This window comes from Amycolatopsis sulphurea (assembly GCF_002564045.1).
GTDB lineage: Bacteria > Actinomycetota > Actinomycetes > Mycobacteriales > Pseudonocardiaceae > Amycolatopsis > Amycolatopsis sulphurea.
The window spans coordinates 1,383,783-1,406,351 of the sequence record NZ_PDJK01000002.1 but is presented as its reverse complement, the minus strand read 5'-3'; the positions used below and the strand labels follow the sequence as shown (position 1 = coordinate 1,406,351).

Here is a 22,569-nt window from a genome sequence, read left to right as displayed (position 1 = left end):
GGCAGGGTGTCGGCAAAGTCGGTGTGAGGGGCCTGCGCCTCCGCGGGGCGAGAACCCGCCTCGCGGAGGTCCGTGAAGGGGCCCTTCACGGACTCTGAGTCTGTGAAGGGCCCCTTCACAGACCCCGAGACAGGTCTGGCGCACAGTGCGAGGTGGTCGCGCGTCTCGAACGCCTCTGCATCGCCCGCTGCCGGGCGCAATCGATCGAGAGGGCAGGTGTCGTCGATGATGACGCGGCAGCCACGGCTCTCGCTGCTGATCACGGGTCCTCGACCAGCTTTGCTGTCCCCCCGGCAGGGGCCGGGGGGCAGCTGGGGGAGGGGAGAGCCCGGTAGGTGGTCAGCAGCTGAGGTTGCCGCCCGGGTCGACGCCGAGGATGCCGGCGAACCTGGTGTAGGCGTCGACGCGGCTCTGCACCTGGGCCGGGTTGCCGCCGTTGCATTCGATGGATCCGTTGATACTGCGGATGGTCTCGCCGAAGCCGCGTTCGTCGACCATGGCGTCGTGCGGGGTCATCGTGCCCGGGCCGGATTGGGTATTCCAGTACCAGAGCCCGGTTTTCCAGGACACGGCCGGGTCCTGCGCGACCAGTGACGGATGGTTCAGCAGGTCGATGCCGAGCGAGTCGCCGGCGGCTTTGTAGTTGAAGTTCCAGCTCAGCTGGATCGGGCCGCGGCCGTAGTACTGGTCGTTGCCCGCCGGGCAGCCATAGGGTTGGCCGGTGTCGCAGTAGTGCGGGTAGTTCGCGGTGTTCTGCTCCACTATGTACACCAGGCCGCCGGTTTCGTGGCTCACGTTCGCCAAAAACGCGGCGGCTTCTTGCTTTTTCACAGTATCGCTGCCGGTGTTGGCGAATCCGGGGTAGGCGCCGAGCGCGTCGGTCAGTCCGGCGTAGGTGTAGAACTGGTTCCTGCCGGGGAACATCTGGTTGAATTGGTCCTCGCTCACCGGGAACGCGGCGGTCGGCGCCGCGTGCGCGACCTCCGGTATGAGCACCGCCATCGCGGCTGCCGTGCTGGTCACGAACGCGGTGAGAATCCTGCGCAGAGACATGGGCTCGCTCCTTTGGTCGCCCGGTCAGTGGTCTACACCACAGAGGTATAGACCACTGTGGTGGACGCGAGAACCGCCTTCGGAGAAGAGAATGCGAAAAGACCAGCAGGGTTGGTTAATAACTGACATTGAGTGAGCGGGGAGGGCTGAACAGGTGAGCTTTTCCGCGTTTCGCTCGGCTGCCGCCCACGAAGCGTGGATTCCGCCGACGGGTGCGGTGGCCGGATCTGCCTGCGTTGTCGCGGGCGGGTGCGGTAGCGGCGGTCGGCCGCGCGGCGACCGGCCGTGCAGGGTGTCGGCAAGTCGGCGTGGAGGGTCCTGCGTAGCTGCGGAGGGGCTGTGAAGGGGCCCTTCACGGACTCTGAGTCCGTGAAGGGCCCCTTCACGGACCCGAAACCGGTCCGGTGCACGCCACGAGGTGGTCGCGCACACCTCCGCATCACCCGCTGCCGCGGTACCCGACCAACTTTGCCGGAACCCTGGCCTCTGAGGCTGTGAAGGGCCCCTTCACGGACTCTGAGTCCGTCAGGGGCCCCTTCACGGACCCGAAACCGGTCGGGCAGCCATGGCTCTCTCTGCTGATCACGGGCCCTCGGCCAACTCTGCCGGGGCCCTGACCGGCCGTGCGTGAGGCGGCTACGTCGCCGTGCACGGGGGTCACGGTGAGTCGGCCCAGGCGTGCAGTGCCGGGCTGGTGTCCGGCGGGGTGTGGTTTGTTGCGGGACTGCGCTGGGTTGGTGATCGACTCGTAATACAACGCTGACCACTGGTGATGCGGTTCAGTGCGGGGGCGGCCATGGGCGCTCCCCGGGTGGGCGCTAGTCTCGGCGCCCGAGTTGATCGGATCGGACCGGTCTTGACACGCTCGGTAGTTTTCTCACCAGCAGCGCACGGGTACCTCATCCGAACGGGTGAGCTGCCCGTCGGGAACAGTCACTTCGCGGGAGGCACTCCGGTGCGCAACCCAGGCCACCTCCTGACTCGGTCGGCGCTACGCGACGGCCGTCCGGCGGGGTCCCGTCGCTTGCGGCCTTCGGCGCGGGTGCTGGCGGTGTTCGGGATGCCTGCGGTCCTGCTGTTGACCGGCGCGGCACCGGCATTCGCGGACGACGACGTTTCCCAGGAGACGGTCACTTCGGCCGGGTTCGGAATGCTCGGCCCGGTCGGGCTGGTCGCGGTCGCGCTCGGGGTCGTCGGCATGACGCTCGGCGTGGTGCGGCAGCGACGCAAGGCGCGCGCCAAAACGGAGGCCGAAGCAGGCCTTGGCGGGGCCGAGACCGCCGACGTCGCCGCTGCCGACGAGGAGACTTCTCCGTCCTTCGGCGAAGCTGACCGGAGTGCGCTGGGCGGGGTCAGCATGGCGGCCCACGACCTCGCTCCGGCTGATGACGCGTCGGACAAGGCGTCGTCGGGTCATGGCTCAGAGCACGTTGCCGCATGGGAAGACCCCGCACCGCCCGCAGCCGCAACGCCGAACGCCCCGTCACACAGCGCCACAACTCCAACGCGCACGGTCGAACCCGCCTCCTCGGCGAGGACCGTTTCCTCTGCAGGAATTCCGACGCGTAACGCTGTCGCGAGCAGGGCGGCTGCGGCGGCCAGGCTCCCAGCGGGCCGGGCGACCAACGCCAAGGCTGCCGGCACCCGGGGCGCGAACGCCGCGAAGCCGCACCGGGCCGCTCAGCAAGGCGAGGCTGGGACCGAGGACCCGATCCGGCCGTTGAGCACCCTTCAGCAGCCCTGAACGGGCGCTCCGCCGACCTCGCGCGGGGCATCGATCCCGGCCCTGGAAGAATCTAGGCGTGTCCGACGAACAGAACGGGCGCCTGCGGGTGCTTTCCGGGATTCAGCCGACCGCCGACTCCTTTCACCTCGGCAACTACCTCGGCGCGTTGCGTCAGTGGGTGCGGCTGCAGGACACCCACGAGACCTTCTACTGCGTCGTCGACCTGCACGCGATCACGGTGGAGCAGGAGCCGAAGGTGCTGCTGGAGCGCACCCGCCGGTCGGCCGCGCAGCTGCTCGCGATCGGGGTCGACCCGGCGCGGAGCGCGTTGTTCGTGCAGAGCCACGTGCCTGAGCACGCGCAGCTGAGCTGGGTGCTCGAATGCCAGACCGGGTTCGGGGAAGCCGGCCGGATGACCCAGTTCAAGGACAAAGCCGCCAAACAGGGCACCGACCGGGCGAGTGTGGGGCTGTTCACCTACCCGATCCTGCAGGCCGCGGACATCCTGCTGTACCAGGCGAACGCGGTGCCGGTCGGCGAGGATCAGCGGCAGCACCTCGAACTCACCCGCAACCTCGCGCAGCGGTTCAACAACCGGTTCGGCCCGACGTTCACCGTGCCCGAGGCGCACATCGTCAAGGACACGGCGAAAATTTACGATCTGCAGGACCCGACGGCCAAGATGAGCAAGTCGGCGTCGGCGGCGAACGGGCTGATCGAGCTGCTGGAGGACCCGAAGCGGTCGGCGAAGAAGATCCGCTCCGCGGTCACCGACACCGGCCGGGAGATCCGGTTCGACCCGGAGGAGAAGGCCGGCGTCTCGAACCTGCTCAGCATCTACTCCGCGCTGACCGACCGCACCGTGCCCGACCTCGAAGCGGCTTACGATGGCAAGGGCTACGGCGACCTGAAGAAGGACCTGGCCGAGGTGCTCGTGGAGTGGGTGACTCCGCTGCAGAACCGGGTTCAGTCCTATTTGGACGATGTGGCGGAGCTGGACCGGGTGCTGGCCGCCGGGGCGCGGCGCGCCCGCGAGGTCGCGACCGAAACGCTGGAGAACACCTACGCGCGGATCGGATTCCTGCCGCCCGCGCGCTGAACCGGTGGCGGCTTTCCCCTGATCCGCCGGGTGGAGTAACCACAACGGCCCATTCGAGTGGCGGGTGGCGGCGGGCGTGGTTAGCGTTCCCCGGTGGCGAAACAGAACGGTGACAAGGAAAAGCTGCTGCCCCGGCTGCGGCGCAGGTACCCGTGGCTGGATCACCTGATCCGGGCCAACGAGTCGTTCGGCGAGCACTACGGCAACCACTACGCCGCCGCCATCACCTATTTCAGCGTGCTGTCGGTGTTCCCCATCTTCATGGTCGGGTTCGCGGTCGTGGGCCTGGTGTTCGGGCAGAACCAGACGGTGATCGGCCAGATCAAGCACGGGATCGACGACTCGGTGCCGGCGGGTCTGCAGACGCTGGTGCACGGCATCACCGACAGCGCGCTCGATTCCGGCAGCGGGCTCGGGATCCTCGGGCTGCTGCTGGCGCTCTACTCCGGCGTCGGCTGGATGGCGAACCTGCGGGACGCGCTCACCGCGCAGTGGGGCCAGGAGAAGCGGCCACAGCCGTTCGTGGCCACCACGATCAAGGATCTGCTGTCGCTGATCGGGCTCGGGCTGGCGCTGATCGTCTCGTTCGGGCTCACCGCGGCGGGCAGCGGGCTCGGCAGGCTGCTGCTGGAGCTGGTCGGCCTCCAGGAGCAGACCTGGGCGAAGTTCCTGTTGCAGGTCGTGACGATCCTGCTCGGGCTGGTCGCGAACACACTGGTCTTCCTGTGGGTGATCGCGCGGCTGCCGCGGGAGCACGTGGCGATGCGCAGCGCGGTGAAAGGCGCGATCTTCGCCGCGGTCGGATTCGTGATCCTGCAGAAGGTCGCGTCGATCTATCTCACCAGCGTGATCAACTCCCCGTCGGCGGCGATCTTCGGGCCGGTGATCGGGTTGCTGGTGTTCGCCAACCTGGTGTCCCGGTTCCTGCTGATGGTCACCGCGTGGACGGCCACTGCACGCGAGAACCAGCGCCGGGTGGTGCAGCCGCCGGCGCCGGTACTGCTGCGCCCGGACGTCACCGTGCAGCGTGGCCTCGGGCTCGGTGCCGCGGCCGGGGTGTTCAGCGCCGGGGCGCTGCTCGGCTGGCTGGGCAGGCGCAAAGGCTAGCTTCGCACGCGCTTGCGCTGGTACCCGATCACCAGGCCGGCCACGATGACCGCCGCCACGATCAGGGTGAGCACCCAGCCGGTGACGCCGAACGCGTCCGGCTTCTCGGCGGACGCGGACGTTTCGCCGGCCGGGGAGACGTTGCCCTGGGCATCGGGCGCGTCGGAAGCGGTTGCGGAGGGCTGGTAGTCGATCTTGCCCACCGGTGCGGCCTGTGTGCTCTCCAGCCCGAAACCGTAGTCGAGCAGCTTCGCCGCCTGGTCGACGACGCGGGTCGGCCGCTGTTCGGCGCGCATTATCACGATGGCGAGGCGATGTCCGTCGCGCTCGGCGCCACCCACATAGGTGTGCCGTGCGTCGTCGGTGAACCCGGTTTTCCCGCCGAGGAATCCGGGATAGGCGCCGAGCAGCTTGTTGTCGTTGAACACCGGGATCGCCGGCTTCCCCGCGGCTGCCGGGATGGTGTACGACTTCGTCGCCACCGCTTGCGCGAACTCGGGTTTCTTCATCGCGTAGTGGAAGACCAGGCTCAGGTCGTAGGCCGAGGTCGACATGCCCGGCCCGTCCAGACCCGACGGCGTGGCCGCCCGGGTGTCGGTGGCGCCGATGCGCGCGGCCATCTGGTTCATCTTGGTCACCGCGCCGTCCACACCGCCGAGGGCGGTGGCGAATGCGTGCGCGACGTCGTTGCCCGAGTGCATCAGCAGGCCGTGCAGCAGCTGATCGACGGTGTACTGCCCGCCCGCGGCGATGCCGACGCAGGTGCACTCCTGCTCGGCGTCTTCCTTGGTGGGCACCACAATCTGGTCCGGCTTCAGCTCGCTGACCACGACGAGGGCCAGCAGCGTCTTGATCAGAGACGCCGGCCGTTCGCGGGCGTGCGGGTCCTTCGCGGCGAGCACTGAGCCGGTGTCGAGGTCTTGCAGCACCCAGGATGCGGAGGTGTCGCCGTCCGGCAGCGCGGGCGCTCCGTCCGGGAGGATCGTGCCGCAGCCGCCGAGCCGTGGTCCGCCGACCGGTTGCGCGGGCACCGGCAGGGCGGCAGGCGCGGGCAGGCCGGGCTTCGGGTGCTCCGAAGTGTCCACGGGCGGCGGCGGTGCGCTCTGGCCGGCGCATTGCTGGGCCTGCGCGGGCATCGCGAAAGCGGCGGGCGTGGCGACGGCGAGGAGACCGGCGGCAAGAGCAGTGGTGACGGCTCGCCGCGATCGGGAAAACGCGTTGTGCACCCGTGCAGGCTAGCGTCGCGAGCGCGGTTGCATACTCAAGACATGCGCATTTCTCGAGGTACCGCGATCTTCCTGCTGGCGTTCGGGGTGTGGTCCTGGATCATTTGGATCACTTTCGCCAAGAATCTCTGGGCGAGCGACCAGTCGTGGGCAGCGGACGGATCGCCCACTGGGTATTTCATCGTGCACGCCGTGCTCACTGTGGTCTCCTTCATACTCGGTACCGCCATCGGCGTAGTCGGCTGGAAAGCCGTACGGGCCACCACCCGGGAGCATGACTCGGCCACCTGATGCGGTGACCGTTCCTTAGGAGGTGGCGTACGGCGACTGGGCTGCCTAACCTTCAGCGCGACCCTGGAGGTGGAATGTCCCGTATCCGTCGATTACTTATTCCCGTTACGGTTGCCGGAATCGCTGCTGGTGTTGTGACTGCTCCGGCTGATGCTGCTCCCGCGCCTTCGTGCGACACCACGAGTACGCCCTATAACTACGTCGTGCTGTACCAGCCGGGTGCCTCACAGCGCTCCGTCGATACCGAGCTGAGTGCGAAGTGTGGCACCAAAGTGGCGTACTACCCGGAGATCGGTGTGGCAGTCGCCAGCTCGCGCAACGCGGACTTCGCGGAGCGGATCGGCGTGATGCGCGCGTACTCGGGCGGCAAGGACGTCGCTGCGAAGAAGGCGGCGCGGGCGGAGAAGGCTTCGCGGGCGGAGAAGCGGACAGCTGTCGGCGTACTGGAGCAGACGCAGACCCGTGCTGCTGCGGGCGACCTTTCGGCGCAGCAGTGGGACATGCGGGCCATCCACGCGCCGGAGGCGAACAAGATCAACCCGGGTTCGTCGCGGGTCACCGTGGGCGTACTGGATTCCGGGATCGACGCCAAGCACCCGGCGCTCGCGAGTCAGGTGGACGCTCGCTTGTCCGCCGGCTGCATCACCGGTGCTGCGGACACCGCCGCTGCGTCGTGGGCGCCGACGAACTCCGAACACGGCACGCACGTTGCGGGCACGATCGCGGGTAAGGACGCGGCGCGCGGCTTCTCCGGCATCGCCCCGGGCGTACGGCTGGCGTCGGTGAAGGTCGTCAACGACGGTGGCTACATCTTCCCTGAAGCTGCTGTCTGCGGGTTCATGTGGGCAGGACAACACCACTTCCAGGTGACGAACAACAGCTACTACATCGACCCCGGCATGTTCTACTGCCGCAACGAAGCCGGCGACGCAGCCGCGTACGAAGCCGTTCGCCGCGCAGTGACCTACTCGACCAACCGCGGCACGCTGAACGTCGCCGCGGCCGGCAACTCCGGCTTCGACGTCACGAAGCAGACCACGGACCCGAACCGCCCGCACCCGGTCGACTCGTCGTGCGGCATCCTGCCGAAGGCTATCGACGACGTGGTCACGGTGTCGGCAGTCGGCTACAAGGGCACGAAGTCGTCGTACTCGAACTACGGCTCGGTCAGCGTCACCGCACCGGGCGGCGATGGCGCACAGCAGCCCCCGGAGGGCCAGGGCATGGTCTGTCCGCTGTCGACCATCTCCAACGGCGGCTACGGCACGATGTGCGGCACGTCGATGGCGTCCCCGCACGCGGCTGGCGTCGCCGCGCTGCTGGCTTCACGGCTGCCGTTCGCTCCGCCGCAGGCGCTCTCGAACCTGTTGAACGCCAAGGCCGACCCGGTGAAGTGCGACGTCGCCGCATGCACCGGGCCGCCGAAGAACAACTCCTACTACGGGCACGGCCTGGTGAACGCACTGAACGCGGTTCACTGAGTTGCCCCCAGGGCTGTGAGGGGTCCCTTCACGGACGATATGTCCGTGAAGGGACCCCTCACAGGCCTTAAGCCGCGCGACGTAGGGAGACGGGTGGACGTGGGCGGAGTGTGGCTGCGCGGTAGGCATCGGTGAGTTCCGCCAGTACCGCGTCCGGGTCGGTGCGCACGCGGCTCGGCAGCGTTTGCACGACGGCGATGCCCAGCGCCGCGTAACGCGTGTTCCGTTGCAGGGTGCGGGCATAGTCGGCTGACTTGAAATGGAATTCCATCGAATCGATCTCCCAGGCCAGGCCGACGTCGTCCCACCAGAAGTCGGGCCGGCCCGCGTATCTGCCTGCGTGGTCGTACAGCACCTCGTTCTGGTGGCTTGGCGGGTGCGCCAGCCGTTTCGCCAGCTTGCGGGCTTCGTCTTCGGCTACGGACCGGATGTCCGACCAATCGGCGAGCAGCCGGCGGGGGATCGCGGTCCCTCGCTTGGTGCCGCGATTCAGTTCATCCAGCAGTGCATCTGGCGAACAGCCGCCGTGCTGGATCGCTTCGATCAGAACGTGGCGCGCGGCCTCAGCGCTCGGTGTCCGGCGGAGCAGGTCAGTAGCCGACCGGACCGGCGGGGCGAGGGGAAACCCCGCACGTATCCACGGCGCGGGGAGAGTGTGGGTCCGCTCGATGCGTACGAATTCAGCGCCGTTCACTCTCTGCCGGTGCGGGATCAGCAGGTGAACCTGCCGTGGGCCGACGGTGCTGGAAAGGCGCATGCCGTGTCTCAGGCAAGCTTCTCCGCCGGTGACGATCGCTGATTCGCCAGCGTACAACAGGGCAGCCTGGACGAGCTGATCAGCTGTCGCCTCGCCGTTGTGCAGGAGAATGATTCCCGGCAAGAGTCTTTTCCATGGCCCGCCGGGCAGGCATCTTCGGTAGATGCCCTTGCTGTGCATGTCGAGCGATTCGAGCGCACTCACCCGAATCACCTGGTTGGTGCTGTGCTCGGCGAGTACCTCGGGCCGCGCGGCCCAGTGACCTCGTTGCTTCATCCATCGACTGTGCCTCAGCACCAGCCACCCGCGGCCGACCCACCGTCGATCTGTGGACAACCGGCGGCCTTGTGGATACCTCACCAAGGGCTGTGAAGGGTCCCTTCACGGACGATATGTCCGTGAAGGGACCCTTCACAGCTTTTAAGCCAAGCAGCGTCAGACGCGTTTGAATAGGAGTGCGCGCTTGACTTCCTGGATCGCCTTCGTCACCTGGATGCCGCGGGGGCAGGCGTCGGTGCAGTTGAAGGTCGTGCGGCAGCGCCAGACGCCTTCCGAGTCGTTCAGGATGTCCAGGCGTTCCTCGGCGCCTTCGTCCCGCGAGTCGAAGATGAACCGGTGCGCGTTGACGATCGCGGCCGGGCCGAAGTACGAGCCGTCGTTCCAGTAGACCGGGCAGGACGACGTGCAGCAGGCGCAGAGGATGCACTTGGTGGTGTCGTCGAACCGGTCGCGGTCGGCCTGGGACTGGATCCGCTCGCGGGTGGGCTCGTTGCCGTAGGCGATCAGGTACGGCTTGACCGCGCGGTAGGCCTCGAAGAACGGGTCCATGTCGACGTAGAGGTCCTTCAACGTCGTCAGGCCCTTGATCGGGGCGATGCTGATCTCGGTCTTCTTGCCCGGCTTCAGCAGATCCTTCAGCAGCACCTTGCAGGCCAGCCGGTTGATCCCGTTGATCTGCATGGCGTCCGAGCCGCACACGCCGTGCGCGCACGAGCGGCGGAAGGCGAAGGTGCCGTCCAGATAATCCTTGACGTAGAACAACAGGTTGAGCACCCGGTCCGTCGGCTGCGCCGGGACGTCGTAGGACTCCCAGTGCGGCTCCTCGTCGACCTCGGGGTTGAACCGCAGGATCTTCAAGGTGACGGTGATCGGCGTGTGGGTTTCGGAAGCCGTCGTGGCTTCCGGGGTGGCCGTGGTCATCAGTACTTCCGCTCCATCGGTTCGTAGCGGGTGAAGGTGACCGGCTTGTAGTCCAGCCGGATGTCCGCGCGCAGGCCGTCGCCCTGCTTGTAGGCCATGGTGTGCCGCATGAAGTTCGTGTCGTCGCGGTTCGGGTAGTCCTCGCGGGCGTGCCCGCCGCGGGACTCCTTGCGCGCGATCGCCCCGGCGACCAGCACCTCGGCCAGCTCCAGCAGGAAGCCCAGCTCGACGGCTTCGAGCAGGTCGGTGTTGTACCGCTTGCCCTTGTCCGCCACGGTGATCCGGGCGTAGCGGTCCTTCAGCGACTGGATGTCGGTCAGCGCCTGCTTGAGGGTGTCCTCGGTGCGGTACACCGACGCGTGCGAGTCCATCGTCTGCTGCATTTCCTTGCGGATGTCGGCGACGCGCTCGTCGCCGTGCTCGGACAGCAGCAGCGCCAGCTGGTCCTCGACCAGCGTGGTCGGGTTCTCCGGCAGCTCGACGTGCTCGTGCGCGAGCGCGTACTCCGCGGCGGCGATGCCCGCCCGGCGGCCGAACACGTTGATGTCCAGCAGCGAGTTGGTGCCCAGCCGGTTCGACCCGTGCACGGACACGCAGGCGACCTCACCCGCGGCGTACAGGCCGGGGATCACGTTCTCGTTGTCGCGCAACGCTTCGCCGTGGATGTTGGTCGGGATGCCGCCCATCACGTAGTGACAGGTCGGGAACACCGGCACCGGCTCCTTCACCGGGTCCACACCGAGGTAGGTGCGGGAGAACTCGGTGATGTCCGGCAGCTTGGTCTCCAGGACCTCGACCGGCAGGTGGGTCACGTCCAGGACCACGTAGTCCTTGTTCGGCCCGCAGCCCCGGCCCTGCAGCACCTCCTGGACCATCGACCGGGCGACGATGTCGCGCGGCGCGAGGTCCTTGATGGTGGGGGCGTAACGCTCCATGAACCGCTCGCCGTCGGCGTTGCGCAGGATGCCGCCCTCGCCGCGGACCGCCTCGGAGATCAGGATGCCCAGCCCGGCGAGGCCGGTCGGGTGGAACTGGAAGAACTCCATGTCCTCCAGCGGCAGGCCCTTGCGGAAGATGATGCCGAGGCCGTCCCCGGTCAGTGTGTGCGCGTTCGAGGTGGTCTTGAAGATCTTGCCCGCGCCGCCGGAGGCGAACACGATCGACTTGGCCTGGAACACGTGCAGCTCGCCGGTGGCCAGTTCGTAGGCCACCACGCCGGAGGCGATCGGGTTGCCCTGCTCGTCTTCGGACAGCACGAGGTCGAGCACGTAGAACTCGTTGAAGAACTCGGTGCCGTGCTTGACGCAGTTCTGGTACAGCGTCTGCAGGATCATGTGCCCGGTGCGGTCCGCGGCGTAGCAGGCGCGGCGCACCGCGGCCTTGCCGTGGTCACGGGTGTGCCCGCCGAACCGGCGCTGGTCGATCTTGCCCTCGGGCGTGCGGTTGAACGGCAGGCCCATCTTCTCCAGGTCGAGGACCGCGTCGATGGCCTCCTTGGCCATGATCTCCGCGGCGTCCTGGTCGACCAGGTAGTCACCGCCCTTGACGGTGTCGAAGGTGTGCCACTCCCAGTTGTCCTCCTCGACGTTGGCCAGCGCGGCGCACATGCCGCCCTGTGCCGCGCCGGTGTGGGAGCGGGTCGGGTAGAGCTTGGTGAGGACCGCGGTGCGCGCGCGCTGGCCGGACTCGATGGCCGCGCGCATCCCGGCGCCGCCGGCGCCGACGATCACCACGTCGTACTTGTGGAACTGCATGGGAAAAGGCTCCGCTTGCTCGTGGTGGTTACGCCGTCAGGAGGCAGGCATCTCGGGGTCGAACGTGAAGATCACCATCGTGCCGACGGCCAGGATCAGCACCATCGAGACGTACAGCACGATCTTCAGCCAGAACCGCGTGGAGTCCTTGCGCGCGTAGTCGTCGATGATCGTGCGCAGGCCGTTGCCGCCGTGGATCTCCGCGAGCCACAGCATCGCCAGGTCCCAGAACTGCCAGAACGGCGAGGCCCAGCGGCCGGCCACGAAGCCCCAGTTGATCCGGTGCACGCCGCCGTCGAGGACGTTCATGATCAGCAGGTGGCCGAGCACCAGGATGATCAGCGCGAGCCCGGAGATGCGCATGAACAGCCAGCTGTAGAGCTCGAAGTTGCTGCGCCGGGCGGCCGGGCGCCGCGGTGCGCGCGGCTTGTCCAGAAGCAGAGCGTCGGCCATCAGGCACCCCCGAAGAGCGTTTCGACGGTGCGCTTGAGCATGAAGAACGCACCCGGAACCATCACCACGACCCAGACCACGCCGATCACCCACAGCATCGTCTTCTGGTACTTCGGGCCCTTGGCCCAGAAGTCGACCAGCATCACGCGCAGGCCGTTGAGCGCGTGGAACAGCACCGCGCCGACCAGGCCGACCTCGAGCAGGTTCACGAGTGGCGTCTTGTACGTCTCGATCACCTGGTCGTAGGTGTTCGGCGACACGCGCACGAGTGCGGTGTCGAGCACGTGCACGAACAGGAAGAAGAATGTCAGCACGCCGGTGATGCGGTGCAGCACCCAGGACCACATGCCCGGGTCGCCCCGGTAGAAGGATCCCTGCCGGCGTGAGGCACCCGCCCGATCGCTCGCCCCCGCCGCTGGCTCAGCGGCAGTGCTCGCCGTGGTGGACATCGGTGAACGGCCTCCAACGTCATGACTGTCGTGCCCGGTGACCGGAGTCCTCCGCACTCGCCGGGGTCGGTCCACGAGGGACAACACCGGCGGCGGTGCCGAGATCAGGGGCTCACGCGAGCGTGGATGCCAGGGATGCTAGACCCGACCCTGGTGCCTGGCTCACCTCCGGGTTCGTCTCTGTGATGGACCAGACATCGGGAGCGGACCGCGGTGCCCGGACGTGTGTTCCAGGCCACGCCGGGGCCGGGTGGGCGGTCCCGCCGGTTCCGTTCGGGTCCACTGTGGACACGCACAGTGCCGGTCCGGCCGGGTGGTCTCCCCGATTCGACTGACCCGCACGCGTGAGTTCTGCGGATCGACCCTGCGGAGCGTGGTCACATTGATCACTTTGTGTACACGAACGGCGCTGGATCGAGCCGCTGAGTAAACGTTTGTGTTACGTAGCGTGCAGTTGCTATGGCGTCTTCCTTACCGTTGGGTACGGTCTTGCGGTTGAGCCCGGCAACGTCGCCGGGTTCTTTCTCGGATCGTCCGCTGGATCAGCGGGGAGGGAGACACACTTGCGTCGCATGCGTGGAACCGCGCTGGCCGCCGTGGGCATGGCCGGGGTGCTGGCCCTGGCCGGGTGTGCGAAGGACAGTGGCAAGAGCAACACCGCGTCCGGCTCGGGGGACAACAGCTCCGGATCTGGCTGCGTCGCCGCACCGAAGCCGCCTGCCGCGCCCGCCGCTGCCACGAGCAGCACCACCGACGGGGGCAAAGTCGACGGCAGCAAGCTGAAGGTCGGCCTGGCCTTCGACGTCGGCGGCCGAGGGGACGCGTCGTTCAACGACGCGGCTGCGGCCGGTACCGACCGGGCGAAGGCCGAGCTGGGCGTGCCGTCGGTGCAGGAGAGCACGGCGAGCCCGACCGAGAGCGAAGCGGCTCGGCAGCAGCGGCTGGAGCAAATGGCGGGCCAGGGGCTGAACCCGATCGTCGCAGTGGGCTTCGCCTACGAGTCGGCGGTGAAGACGGTCGCCACCAAGCATCCGGACATCAAGTTCGCGATCGTCGACGACGACACGATCACCCTGCCGAACGTGACCCCGCTGGTCTTCGCCGAGGAGCAGGGCTCGTTCCTGGCCGGTGTCGCTGCCGCGTACAAGAGCAAGAACTGCCACGTCGGTTTCGTGGGCGGGGTGAACACCCCGTTGATCCAGAAGTTCGAGGCCGGGTACCTGCAGGGTGCGAAGGCGGCTTCGGACAAGATCAAGATCGAGGACGAGTACCTCACCCCGGCCGGGGACAACACCGGTTTCCAGGACCCCGCCAAGGGCAACGCCAAGGCGGCCGCGGAGATCGCCAAGGGCGCGGACGTCGTCTACCACGCCGCCGGTGCCTCCGGCAAGGGCGTGTTCGACGCCGCGAAGTCGGCCAACGCGCTGGCCATCGGCGTGGACTCCGACCAGTACAACCAGAAGACCGTCGCCGCGGACAAGGACATCATCCTCACCTCCATGGTGAAGCGGGTCGACGTCGCGGTCTTCGGATTCCTGCGGGCGGTCGCGAAGAACGACCTCGGTTCGCTGCCGAAGCGCTTCGACCTGAAGGTCGACGGCGTCGGCTACTCCACCTCCGGTGGCAAGGTCGACGACATCAAGGATGTCCTCGACGGCTACAAGGCCCAGATCATCTCTGGCGCCATCACGGTTTCGGACAAGCCGGCCAAGTAGCAGACCCACGTGCCAGGGCTCGGAAGGAAGCTTCCTTCCGAGCCCTCGCGCGTTTCGACAGAACGGGGACGTTCTTCCGATGAGCGCAACCGAGGCCGGCGCCGTACCCGGCACCCCGGCCGTTCAGCTGACCGGTATCACCAAGCGGTTTCCCGGCGTGGTCGCCAACTCCGATGTCAATCTCACCGTGGCAGCGGGCGAGGTGCACGCGCTGTGCGGGGAGAACGGCGCGGGCAAGTCGACCCTGATGAAGATTCTCTACGGGATGCAGCAGCCCGATGAGGGCGCCGTCGCGATCAATGGCACCGAGGTGAGGCTGCGCAACCCGCAGGACGCCATCCGGGCCGGTATCGGCATGGTGCACCAGCACTTCATGCTCGCGGACAATCTCACCGTCGCGGAGAACGTGTTCCTCGGCGCGGAGGGCCTGCACGGCATCGGCCGCGCGGCGCGGTCCCGGCTGGCGAAGCTGGCCGAGCAGACCGGGCTGCACGCGAAGCCGGACGCGTTGCTGGAGGAACTCGGCGTGGCCGATCGCCAGCGCGTGGAGATCGTGAAGGTGCTCTACCGCGGCGCGAAGATCATCATCCTGGACGAGCCGACCGCGGTGCTCGTGCCGCAGGAGGTCGACGCGCTGTTCGGGACCGTCCGCGGGATGAAGGACGACGGCTACACCTTCCTGTTCATCTCGCACAAGCTCGACGAAGTGCGTGCCATCGCGGACACGGTGACCGTGATCCGCCGCGGCACCACGGTCGGCACGGTCGATCCGAAGACCATCACGAGCCGTCAGCTCGCCGAGATGATGGTCGGTTCGGAGCTGCCCAGCCCGGAAACGCGCGAGTCCACCGTGACCGAGCGCGAAGTACTGCGCGTGCGCGAGCTTCGGCTGTCGGCCGAGGGCTCGGCGCGCACCGTGCTCGACGACATCTCCTTCACCGTGCACGCGGGGGAGGTGCTCGGTATCGCCGGTGTCGAAGGCAATGGCCAGACCGAGCTGGTCGAGACGATCATGGGCATGCGCAGGGCGAGCGGCGGGCACATCGAGCTGTCCGAGACCGACGGGAAGGTGCACGACCTGGTCAAGCTCGGCACGCTGGCGCGCCGGGAAGCGGGCATCGGCTACATCGCCGAGGACCGCACGCGGCACAGCCTGCTGCTTACGCAACCGTTGTGGGTCAACCGGATACTCGGTTACCAGACGCGTAAGCCGGTCTCCAGCGGGCAATTGCTCGACATCGCCGGCGCTCGCCGGGACACCGAACGGATCGTGCGCGAGTACGACGTGCGCACGCCGGGCATCGAGGTGCCCGCGGCCGCGCTGTCCGGTGGTAACCAGCAGAAGCTGATCGTCGGGCGGGAGTTGTCCGGTGATCCGGTACTGCTGATCGCTTCGCACCCGACGCGCGGGGTGGACGTCGGCGCGCAGGCGCTGATCTGGGAGCAGATCCGCCAGGCCCGCGCGGACGGGCTCGCGGTGCTGCTGATCTCCGCCGACCTCGACGAGCTGATCGGGCTGTCCGACACGATCCGCGTGATGCTGCGCGGACGGCTGGTGAGTTCGGCGAACCCGGCCACGGTGACCCCGCAGGAACTCGGCTCCGCGATGACCGGTGCCGCGGGAGAGGGAGAAGAGGTCCAGTGAAGTCCGGAGTGAGTTCGTGGCGCACGCGGCTGCTGCCGCCTCTGCTCGCGATCGTCTTCGCGCTGCTGCTGTCGGCGATCGCGCTCATCATCTCCGGCGCCGATCCGTTGCAGGCGTACGGAACCATGGTGAGCCAGCTGGTCAAGGGCTCGACCGCGGTCGACACGGTGAACCTGGGATGCGTGTACTACCTGTCCGGGCTCGCGGTGGCCATCGGCTTCCAGATGAACCTGTTCAACATCGGGGTCGAGGGCCAGTACCGGTTCGCCGCGGTGGTCGCCGCGATCGTCGGTGGCGCACTGAAGCTGCCGCCGGTCCTCCACGTCATCGTGATCCTGCTCGTCGCCCTGCTGTCCGGCGCGTTGTACGCGACGATTCCGGCGGTGCTGAAGGTGACCCGCGGGGTCAGCGAGGTCATCTCCACGATCATGCTGAACTCGATCGTGGCGGGCATCATCGCGTTCCTGGTGAACGCCGACCAGTTCGGCGTGCAGACCGGCAACAACATCGGCACGCGGGTGATCGCGCCGTCCGGCCGGATCCCGGGTATCCCGATCGGCTCGGGCACGCTGTTCGGCTTCGTGCTCATCGCGCTCGTGATCGGCGTCGCCTACTGGTTCATGCTCAACCGCACGCGGTTCGGTTTCGAACTCAAGGCGAGCGGTGAGTCGGCCACGGCGGCCGCGGCCGGTGGTGTCAGCGCGAAGAAGATGACGCTGATCGCGATGCTGCTCTCCGGTGCGGTGGCCGGTCTGATCGCCATGCCGGAGCTGCTCGGCCGTGACTACACCTACGGCATCACTGCCACGCAGATGTACGGCTTCACCGGTATCGCGGTGGCGCTGCTCGGCCGTAACCATCCGGGTGGCATCGCGCTCGGCGCGCTGCTGTGGGCGTTCCTGGACACCTCGGCGGTGTCGCTGGAGCAGATCAACGTGTCCAAGGAGATCGCGACGATCATGCAGGGCATCATCGTGCTGTCGGTCGTCGTCGCGTACGAGATCGTGCGCCGCGCCGACCTCGCCGCCGAACAGCGGCGCGTGGGACGCGCGTTGGCCGGTAAGGGTTCCTCGGTCGCGGAAGGCGGTGCGGTGTGACCACCACGACGGAGTCGGCCCGGCCCGGCCCGGAGTCCGGCATGCCGATGCCGGTGCCGCATCAGCGCAAGCGGATCCCCGGCTGGCTGCGCGGGGTGATCTGGGCGGTCGTCGCGATCGGAGTGATGTCCGCGGCTTCCTACAGCACCGGCGTCTCGTCGCTGACGTCGAGCAACACCACGTCCACCGCGTTGCGGCTCGCGCTGCCGATCCTGTTGTGCGCCCTCGGCGGGCTGTGGGCCGAGCGCGCGGGCGTGATCAACATCGGCCTCGAAGGCATGATGATCCTCGGCACCTGGGGCGCGGCCTGGGGTGCCTACTACGGCGGTGTGTGGATCGGGCTGCTGGCCGCGATCGGCTTCGGCGCGCTGGGCGGGCTGCTGCACGCGGTGGCGACGGTGACCTTCCGGGTCAACCACATCGTCTCCGGTGTCGCGATCAACCTGCTCGGCCTCGGCGTCGCGAAGTACTTGGCCAACCTGATCTTCGAGCCCCTGTCGGGCAACCCGAGGCAGTCGCCGCCGGTGCCGAAGTTCGACACCTACTCGGCGGCCGGTCTTTCCGACTGGCTCGGCTCGATGGAGGACCAGCAGCGGGTCGGGCTGTCCGACGTCGCGGGCATTCTCAAGGGTCTGGTCACGGGGGTTGCGCCGCTGACCATGATCGCGATCGTGCTCGTGCCGTTGAGTTACTGGGTGCTCTGGCGCACGAGGTTCGGCTTGCGTCTGCGTTCCTGCGGCGAGAACCCGGTGGCTGCCGAGTCTCTCGGTGTGAACGTGTATCGCTACAAGTACGTCGGCGTACTGATTTCCGGCGCGCTCGCGGGGATGGGTGGTGCGTCGCTGGTGCTGCTCAAGGGCGGCGCGGACTACCTGGAGAACCAGACGAACGGCCGTGGGTACATCGGTCTCGCCGCGATGATCTTCGGCAACTGGCGGCCCGGTGGTCTCCTCGGTGGTGCCGCGCTGTTCGGCTACGCGGACGGGCTTCAGCTCGCCGGTGGCGGCGAAGCGGTGCTGGCTCTGTTGTACGGCACGGTGTTGCTGCTCGCGATGATTGTGATCGTGCAGCTGTTCCGGCGGCGCTGGATCGCGGCTGGGCTCGGCGTCGTAGGCGCCGGGATCCTGTACACGATCTACTGGACCAATGACACGCTGCCGAGTGACCTGATCCCGTACACGGCGCACTTCGTCACGCTGATTGTGCTTGCCGTTGCGTCGCAACGACTACGGCCGCCCAAGGCCGACGGCGCGCTCTACCGAAGAGGTGAGGGCGACTAGTGTCCGAAGTGGACTGGGAAGCCCTGCGCACCGAAGCGGTGTCGGCTGCTTCGTATGCGTACGCGCCGTACTCGGGCCTTCGTGTCGGCGTCGCGGCCATTGTGGACGACGGTCGGCATGTGACTGGCTGCAACGTCGAGAACGCTTCGTACGGGCTCGGGTTGTGTGCGGAGTGCACGATGGCCGGTCAGCTGCGGTTGTCCGGCGGCGGACGGCTGGTCGCAGTGGCTTGCCGCAGTGGTGAAGGCGAGCTGCTGATGCCGTGCGGCCGTTGCAGGCAGGTCCTGTTCGAACTCGGCGGTTCGTCGTGTCTGGTCGACACCCCACGTGGGGTGTTGCCGATGTCCGAGGTGCTGCCGGATGCGTTTGGTCCTGAGGATTTGCCGTGAGCCCCGTGGCTGTCGAAGTCATCCGTGCCAAGCGCGACGGGCGGCGGCTGAGCGACGAGCAGATCGACTGGGTCGTCGACGCCTACACCCGCGGCGTGGTCGCCGAGGAGCAGATGGCCGCGCTGGCCATGGCGATCTTCCTGCGCGGCATGGACGACGCGGAGATCGCGCGCTGGACCGCCGCGATGATCGGCTCGGGCAGCCGGTTGTCGCCGGCGGTCTCGCGCCCGACCGTGGACAAGCATTCGACCGGCGGTGTCGGCGACAAGATCACCTTGCCGCTGGCCCCGCTGGTCGCCGCTTGCGGTGCCGCGGTGCCGCAGCTGTCCGGCCGGGGCCTCGGGCACACCGGGGGCACTCTGGACAAGCTGGAGTCGATCCCCGGCTGGCGTGCGGCGTTGTCCCCGGAGGAGATCGCCACACAGCTGGACTCGGTGGGCGCGGTCGTGTGCGCGGCCACCGAAGGGCTGGCGCCGGCGGACAGGAAGCTGTACGCCCTGCGAGACGTGACCGGCACGATCGAGTCGATCCCGCTGATCGCCAGCTCCATCATGAGCAAGAAGATCGCCGAAGGCGCGTCCGGGCTGGTGCTGGATGTGAAGGCGGGGTCCGGCGCGTTCATGAAGACCGTCGACGACGCTCGGCGGCTCGCGCGCACCCTGGTCGGCATCGGCAGCGCACACGGCGTCGCCTGCACCGCGCTGATCACCGACATGAACGTGCCGCTCGGCCGTGCGGTCGGGAACGCGGTGGAGGTCGCCGAGGCGGTGGAGGTCCTGCAGGGCGGCGGCCCGGCCGACGTGGTGGAGCTGACAGTCGCACTGGCGCGGGAAATGCTGGCGCTGGCCGGGATCTCGGCGGACCCAGCGGCCGTACTGGCCTCCGGCGCGGCGTACGAGACGTGGGCGCGGATGATCACCGCCCAAGGCGGCGACCCGTCGGCGCCGCTGCCGAAACCGCAGCACGTACACGTGGTCCCGGCGCCGGAGTCGGGCGTGCTCGCTTCGCTGGACGCCTACGCGGTCGGCGTGGCTGCTTGGCGTCTCGGCGCGGGGAGAGCGAGGAAGGAAGATCCGGTCCAGGCTGCCGCAGGGATCGTGTGCCACGCGAAACCCGGTGAGCCGGTGGTTGCCGGGGAGCCGTTGCTGGAGCTGCACACGGACACCCCGGAGGCGGTGCCTGCCGCGTTGGCGGCCCTGGCCGGTTCGTACACGGTGGTTTCGGCCGCACCGGCCGCACGCGGGATCGTGCTGGACACTGTACGACCCTGAAGCCTCTCCGGCTCAGTGGTTCTCGGGACCAAAGCTGTGAAGGGGCCCTTCACGGACTCAGAGTCTGTGAAGGGCCCCTTCACGGCCTTTTGCTCAAGGCGGGCTGATTTCAGCCTCAGGCGTTGTCGGCGGTCTCCGCGTCGGCAGAGCCGTTGTTCTTCCCCTTCGCGTCGGCGGCCTTGGGGGAGCGGCCGTTGCGCGGGGTGCGGCGCGGCTGGCGCGGGGCGGGCGGCGGCGGGGCGATCTGCTGCACGGCCGGGCCGCCGCCGAGCATCAGCTCCGCGAAGGTGGCCATGGCCTCGTCCAGCTGACCGCCGATGCGACGGACGGACTCCTCGTTGCTGCGGCGCACCATCGAGTCGACCGAATCGGTGTCCGGCTGCTTGGCGAGGGTGCCCTCGACCTTCGACAGGCCGCTGCGCAGCGAGCCGTCCAGATCGCCGAGCCTGCCGGTCACCCCGTCCTCGACCTTGTCGAGACGGGTGCCCAGCTCGTCGAGCCGTTCGGTGACCGTGTCCAGCCGGGTGCCGAGCTTCTCCAGCCGGTCGGCCGGGTCGATCATCTCGCCGGTCTCGGTCACGGCGATCTTCAGCGACTCGGTGCCGGCCGAGATGCGCTCCTTGGTCGCCCGGTCGAGTTCGTCCACCCGGGAGCGCAGCTCCTGGTCGGCGGTCTCGATGCGCTCGCGCAGCGTCGCCTCGGCCAGTTCGATGCGCTCGCGCACCGGGCCCTGGGTGGTCTGCGGGATGGCGTCCAGCTTCGTGTCCTGCTTGTCCAGGTGCCCGCCCAGCTCGTCGAGCCGGCGGTGGATGTTCTGCAGCTTGTCCTCAAGCCCGTCCATCCGGCCGGCCACGCCCTCGAATCGCGCGGCCACGCCGTCCAGCCGGCCGTCCAGCTGCGCGAACGGCTTGGCCAGCTTGTCGACGATGCTCTCCACCGCGTGCGTGAGCGCGGCGAGGGCGGTGTCCTGGGCCTCCAGGCGGGTCATCGCCTCGTCGAGCCGCTCGGCGAGCACGCCGACCTCGGTGCGGTCGGGCATCTCGGACAGCCGCTTGCGCACCGCGCCGAGCGAGTCCACCGGTGCCAGCCGGGCGTAGATGTCGTCGAGCGCGTCGAAGATCTGCTGCTGCTCGCTCTCACGCACCTCGGCCGCGCGCACCAGCATGTTGCGCATCCGGTCGAAGGACGGAGCGGCAATATGGTTGTCAGTGGTCACTGCGGTGTCCTTCGTCGGCGGGGAAAATGGAAGGGACTGGGCGGAAGCTTATCGAGAAGAAAATTGCTGTCGGTATGGCCCCCGCGAAGACCCTTTATCGACCCGGCTACCCGGATGGCCGATTCCTCTCCGGCAGCCGTGCGCGCAGGGTGTTCGCACCGGTGGAGTTACGGCCAGGTAGGGGAATGACAGCGAGGCTACCGTTGGACGATGTCGGACGTAACCCCGCTGAGCGCCGAGATCCTGCGCCGCGCACCCAAGGTCCTGCTGCACGATCACCTCGACGGCGGCCTCCGCCCGGGCACCGTCGCCGAGCTCGCCGAGCAGGTCGGTTATCGCGATCTGCCGGCCACCGATCCCGGTGAGCTGGGCCGCTGGTTCCGGGCCGCGGCCGATTCCGGCTCGCTGGTGTCCTACCTGGAGACGTTCGGGCACACCTGCGCGGTGATGCAGACCGAGGAGGCGCTGGTCAGAGTCGCCGCCGAGGCGGTGGAGGATCTGGCCGCGGACGGGGTGGCCTACGCCGAGCTGCGGTACGCGCCGGAGTTGTTCGTGGCGCGTGGTCTTTCACTCGATGCAGTGGTCGAAGCGGTCCAGGCCGGGTTCGCCGAGGGAACACGGCGCGTGGTCGCCGCGGGGGGCCGGATCCGGATCGGCACCTTGCTCTGCGCGATGCGCCAGCACGCCCGCGCGCGGGAGATCGCCGAGCTGGTGGTGCGCCACCGCGACGCCGGGGTGGCCGGTTTCGACATCGCCGGCCCGGAGGACGGTTTCCCGCCGAGCCGCAATCTCGACGCATTCGAATACCTGCGCCGCAATAATGCGCATTTCACCATTCATGCCGGCGAGGCATTCGGTCTGCCTTCGATTCACGAGGCGATTCAATTCTGCGGGGCGGAGCGGCTCGGTCACGGCGTGCGCATCGCCGAGGACCTGACCGCCGGATCGGACGGCGAGGTCCATCTTGGACGGTTGGCGAGCTACGTCCGGGACCGCCGCATCCCGTTGGAGATCTGCCCTTCCTCGAACGTGCAGACCGGAACCGTGCGAGCACTGGCCGAGCACCCGATCGGGCTGCTCGCCCGGCTGCGCTTCCGGGTGACGGTGAACACCGACAACCGGCTGATGAGCGGCTGCACGATGACCAGTGAATTCGCCGCGCTGGCCGAGACCTTCGGGTTCGGCCTCGCCGATCTGCGGTGGTTCACCATCAATGCCATGAAATCCGCGTTCCTCGATTTCGACGCGCGGCTGGAGCTGATCGAGAAGGTGGTCAAACCCGGGTACGCCGCGCTGGCCTGAGCCCGGGTCGGCTGGTCGCGCTCGCGCCCCCGGCCTCGATCGCCGGGGTGTGGCTGCG

The 22,569-nt window shown here is 68.1% G+C and carries 20 protein-coding genes; 12 read left to right on the top strand and 8 right to left on the bottom strand.

Translation table 11 applies throughout. From position 1 onward, the window contains the following. Window positions 1-339: 339 nt before the first annotated feature. On the bottom strand, window positions 340-1,053 hold the full coding sequence (locus tag ATK36_RS12465) for a chitinase (RefSeq protein ID WP_098511440.1): 714 nt from the start codon (window positions 1,051-1,053) through the stop codon (window positions 340-342). A gap of 1,060 nt (window positions 1,054-2,113) precedes the next feature. On the opposite strand from ATK36_RS12465, the gene ATK36_RS34415 reads away from it, so the two are divergent. The 3 genes from ATK36_RS34415 to ATK36_RS12450 all read left to right on the top strand — a co-directional run bounded on the left by ATK36_RS34415 (window position 2,114) and on the right by ATK36_RS12450 (window position 4,985). Continuing rightward, window positions 2,114-2,797, top strand: a complete 684-nt coding sequence (locus ATK36_RS34415) for a hypothetical protein (protein WP_211291867.1) — start codon at window positions 2,114-2,116, stop codon at window positions 2,795-2,797. A 58-nt stretch (window positions 2,798-2,855) separates the two neighbouring features. Beyond that, window positions 2,856-3,878, top strand: coding sequence for a tryptophan--tRNA ligase (trpS, locus tag ATK36_RS12455; RefSeq protein ID WP_098511439.1), 1,023 nt, complete (start codon window positions 2,856-2,858; stop codon window positions 3,876-3,878). A gap of 93 nt (window positions 3,879-3,971) precedes the next feature. Beyond that, window positions 3,972-4,985: a YhjD/YihY/BrkB family envelope integrity protein gene (locus ATK36_RS12450; protein WP_098511437.1), complete on the top strand. Its 1,014-nt coding sequence runs from the start codon at window positions 3,972-3,974 to the stop codon at window positions 4,983-4,985. Here ATK36_RS12450 and ATK36_RS12445 read toward each other — a convergent pair. Continuing rightward, on the bottom strand, window positions 4,982-6,211 hold the full coding sequence (locus ATK36_RS12445) for a D-alanyl-D-alanine carboxypeptidase family protein (protein ID WP_098511436.1): 1,230 nt from the start codon (window positions 6,209-6,211) through the stop codon (window positions 4,982-4,984). The genes ATK36_RS12450 and ATK36_RS12445 overlap by 4 nt on opposite strands. 42 nt (window positions 6,212-6,253) lie before the next feature. Between ATK36_RS12445 and ATK36_RS12440 the strand changes: the two genes are divergently transcribed. Both ATK36_RS12440 and ATK36_RS12435 read left to right on the top strand, forming a co-directional pair. Beyond that, a complete protein-coding gene (locus tag ATK36_RS12440; RefSeq protein WP_098511434.1) occupies window positions 6,254-6,502 on the top strand; it encodes an SCO4848 family membrane protein in 249 nt (82 codons plus the stop codon). A gap of 74 nt (window positions 6,503-6,576) precedes the next feature. Then, on the top strand, window positions 6,577-7,983 hold the full coding sequence (locus ATK36_RS12435) for a S8 family peptidase (RefSeq protein WP_098511432.1): 1,407 nt from the start codon (window positions 6,577-6,579) through the stop codon (window positions 7,981-7,983). Between the two features lie 67 nt (window positions 7,984-8,050). Here ATK36_RS12435 and ATK36_RS12430 read toward each other — a convergent pair whose 3' ends face one another. The 5 genes from ATK36_RS12430 to sdhC form a co-directional block, all read right to left on the bottom strand. Next, window positions 8,051-8,944 carry a hypothetical protein gene (locus ATK36_RS12430; RefSeq protein ID WP_245914659.1) on the bottom strand — a complete coding sequence of 298 codons (894 nt, stop codon included), beginning with the start codon at window positions 8,942-8,944 and terminating at the stop codon, window positions 8,051-8,053. 231 nt (window positions 8,945-9,175) lie between these two features. After that, window positions 9,176-9,940 (bottom strand): succinate dehydrogenase iron-sulfur subunit, encoded by a 765-nt coding sequence (locus ATK36_RS12425; RefSeq protein ID WP_098511431.1) that lies wholly within the window; start codon window positions 9,938-9,940, stop codon window positions 9,176-9,178. Continuing rightward, window positions 9,940-11,694 (bottom strand): succinate dehydrogenase flavoprotein subunit, encoded by a 1,755-nt coding sequence (gene sdhA / locus ATK36_RS12420; RefSeq protein ID WP_098511429.1) that lies wholly within the window; start codon window positions 11,692-11,694, stop codon window positions 9,940-9,942. Before sdhA ends, ATK36_RS12425 begins: the two co-directional genes overlap by 1 nt. A gap of 36 nt (window positions 11,695-11,730) precedes the next feature. Then, on the bottom strand, window positions 11,731-12,147 hold the full coding sequence (locus tag ATK36_RS12415) for a succinate dehydrogenase hydrophobic membrane anchor subunit (RefSeq protein ID WP_098511427.1): 417 nt from the start codon (window positions 12,145-12,147) through the stop codon (window positions 11,731-11,733). Then, window positions 12,147-12,596: a succinate dehydrogenase, cytochrome b556 subunit gene (gene sdhC, locus ATK36_RS12410; protein ID WP_098511426.1), complete on the bottom strand. Its 450-nt coding sequence runs from the start codon at window positions 12,594-12,596 to the stop codon at window positions 12,147-12,149. The genes ATK36_RS12415 and sdhC overlap by 1 nt, the downstream gene beginning before the upstream one ends. 572 nt (window positions 12,597-13,168) lie before the next feature. On the opposite strand from sdhC, the gene ATK36_RS12405 reads away from it, so the two are divergent. The 6 genes from ATK36_RS12405 to ATK36_RS12380 all read left to right on the top strand — a co-directional run bounded on the left by ATK36_RS12405 (window position 13,169) and on the right by ATK36_RS12380 (window position 19,993). Next, window positions 13,169-14,311 (top strand): BMP family lipoprotein, encoded by a 1,143-nt coding sequence (locus ATK36_RS12405; RefSeq protein WP_098511424.1) that lies wholly within the window; start codon window positions 13,169-13,171, stop codon window positions 14,309-14,311. Between the two features lie 79 nt (window positions 14,312-14,390). Beyond that, window positions 14,391-15,956: an ABC transporter ATP-binding protein gene (locus tag ATK36_RS12400; RefSeq protein WP_098511423.1), complete on the top strand. Its 1,566-nt coding sequence runs from the start codon at window positions 14,391-14,393 to the stop codon at window positions 15,954-15,956. A gap of 8 nt (window positions 15,957-15,964) precedes the next feature. Next, complete coding sequence (locus ATK36_RS12395) at window positions 15,965-17,053, top strand: ABC transporter permease (protein ID WP_098514833.1); 1,089 nt, start codon at window positions 15,965-15,967, stop codon at window positions 17,051-17,053. Window positions 17,054-17,094: 41 nt separating this feature from the next. After that, window positions 17,095-18,333 (top strand): ABC transporter permease, encoded by a 1,239-nt coding sequence (locus ATK36_RS12390; protein WP_098514832.1) that lies wholly within the window; start codon window positions 17,095-17,097, stop codon window positions 18,331-18,333. After that, window positions 18,333-18,722 carry a cytidine deaminase gene (locus ATK36_RS12385; protein ID WP_098511421.1) on the top strand — a complete coding sequence of 130 codons (390 nt, stop codon included), beginning with the start codon at window positions 18,333-18,335 and terminating at the stop codon, window positions 18,720-18,722. Before ATK36_RS12390 ends, ATK36_RS12385 begins: the two co-directional genes overlap by 1 nt. After that, window positions 18,719-19,993, top strand: a complete 1,275-nt coding sequence (locus tag ATK36_RS12380) for a thymidine phosphorylase (RefSeq protein ID WP_098511419.1) — start codon at window positions 18,719-18,721, stop codon at window positions 19,991-19,993. The genes ATK36_RS12385 and ATK36_RS12380 overlap by 4 nt, the downstream gene beginning before the upstream one ends. Window positions 19,994-20,108: 115 nt before the next feature. Here ATK36_RS12380 and ATK36_RS12375 read toward each other — a convergent pair whose 3' ends face one another. Further along, on the bottom strand, window positions 20,109-21,209 hold the full coding sequence (locus ATK36_RS12375) for a PA containing protein (RefSeq protein WP_098511418.1): 1,101 nt from the start codon (window positions 21,207-21,209) through the stop codon (window positions 20,109-20,111). 210 nt (window positions 21,210-21,419) lie between these two features. Between ATK36_RS12375 and ATK36_RS12370 the strand changes: the two genes are divergently transcribed. Further along, on the top strand, window positions 21,420-22,511 hold the full coding sequence (locus tag ATK36_RS12370) for an adenosine deaminase (protein WP_098511417.1): 1,092 nt from the start codon (window positions 21,420-21,422) through the stop codon (window positions 22,509-22,511). The last annotated feature ends 58 nt before the right edge of the window (window positions 22,512-22,569 follow it).

Excerpts from the sequence above, each read along its gene's own strand:
- ATK36_RS12465 (WP_098511440.1), bottom strand. The coding sequence starts at position 1,053 with ATGTCTCTGCGCAGGATTCTCACCGCGTTCGTGACCAGCACGGCAGCC.
- ATK36_RS34415 (WP_211291867.1), top strand. The coding sequence starts at position 2,114 with ATGCCTGCGGTCCTGCTGTTGACCGGCGCGGCACCGGCATTCGCGGAC.
- ATK36_RS12440 (WP_098511434.1), top strand. The coding sequence starts at position 6,254 with ATGCGCATTTCTCGAGGTACCGCGATCTTCCTGCTGGCGTTCGGGGTG.
- ATK36_RS12435 (WP_098511432.1), top strand. The coding sequence starts at position 6,577 with ATGTCCCGTATCCGTCGATTACTTATTCCCGTTACGGTTGCCGGAATC.
- ATK36_RS12425 (WP_098511431.1), bottom strand. The coding sequence starts at position 9,940 with ATGACCACGGCCACCCCGGAAGCCACGACGGCTTCCGAAACCCACACG.
- sdhA (WP_098511429.1), bottom strand. The coding sequence starts at position 11,694 with ATGCAGTTCCACAAGTACGACGTGGTGATCGTCGGCGCCGGCGGCGCC.
- ATK36_RS12415 (WP_098511427.1), bottom strand. The coding sequence starts at position 12,147 with ATGGCCGACGCTCTGCTTCTGGACAAGCCGCGCGCACCGCGGCGCCCG.
- sdhC (WP_098511426.1), bottom strand. The coding sequence starts at position 12,596 with ATGTCCACCACGGCGAGCACTGCCGCTGAGCCAGCGGCGGGGGCGAGC.
- ATK36_RS12405 (WP_098511424.1), top strand. The coding sequence starts at position 13,169 with ATGCGTGGAACCGCGCTGGCCGCCGTGGGCATGGCCGGGGTGCTGGCC.
- ATK36_RS12400 (WP_098511423.1), top strand. The coding sequence starts at position 14,391 with ATGAGCGCAACCGAGGCCGGCGCCGTACCCGGCACCCCGGCCGTTCAG.
- ATK36_RS12390 (WP_098514832.1), top strand. The coding sequence starts at position 17,095 with ATGCCGATGCCGGTGCCGCATCAGCGCAAGCGGATCCCCGGCTGGCTG.
- ATK36_RS12370 (WP_098511417.1), top strand. The coding sequence starts at position 21,420 with ATGTCGGACGTAACCCCGCTGAGCGCCGAGATCCTGCGCCGCGCACCC.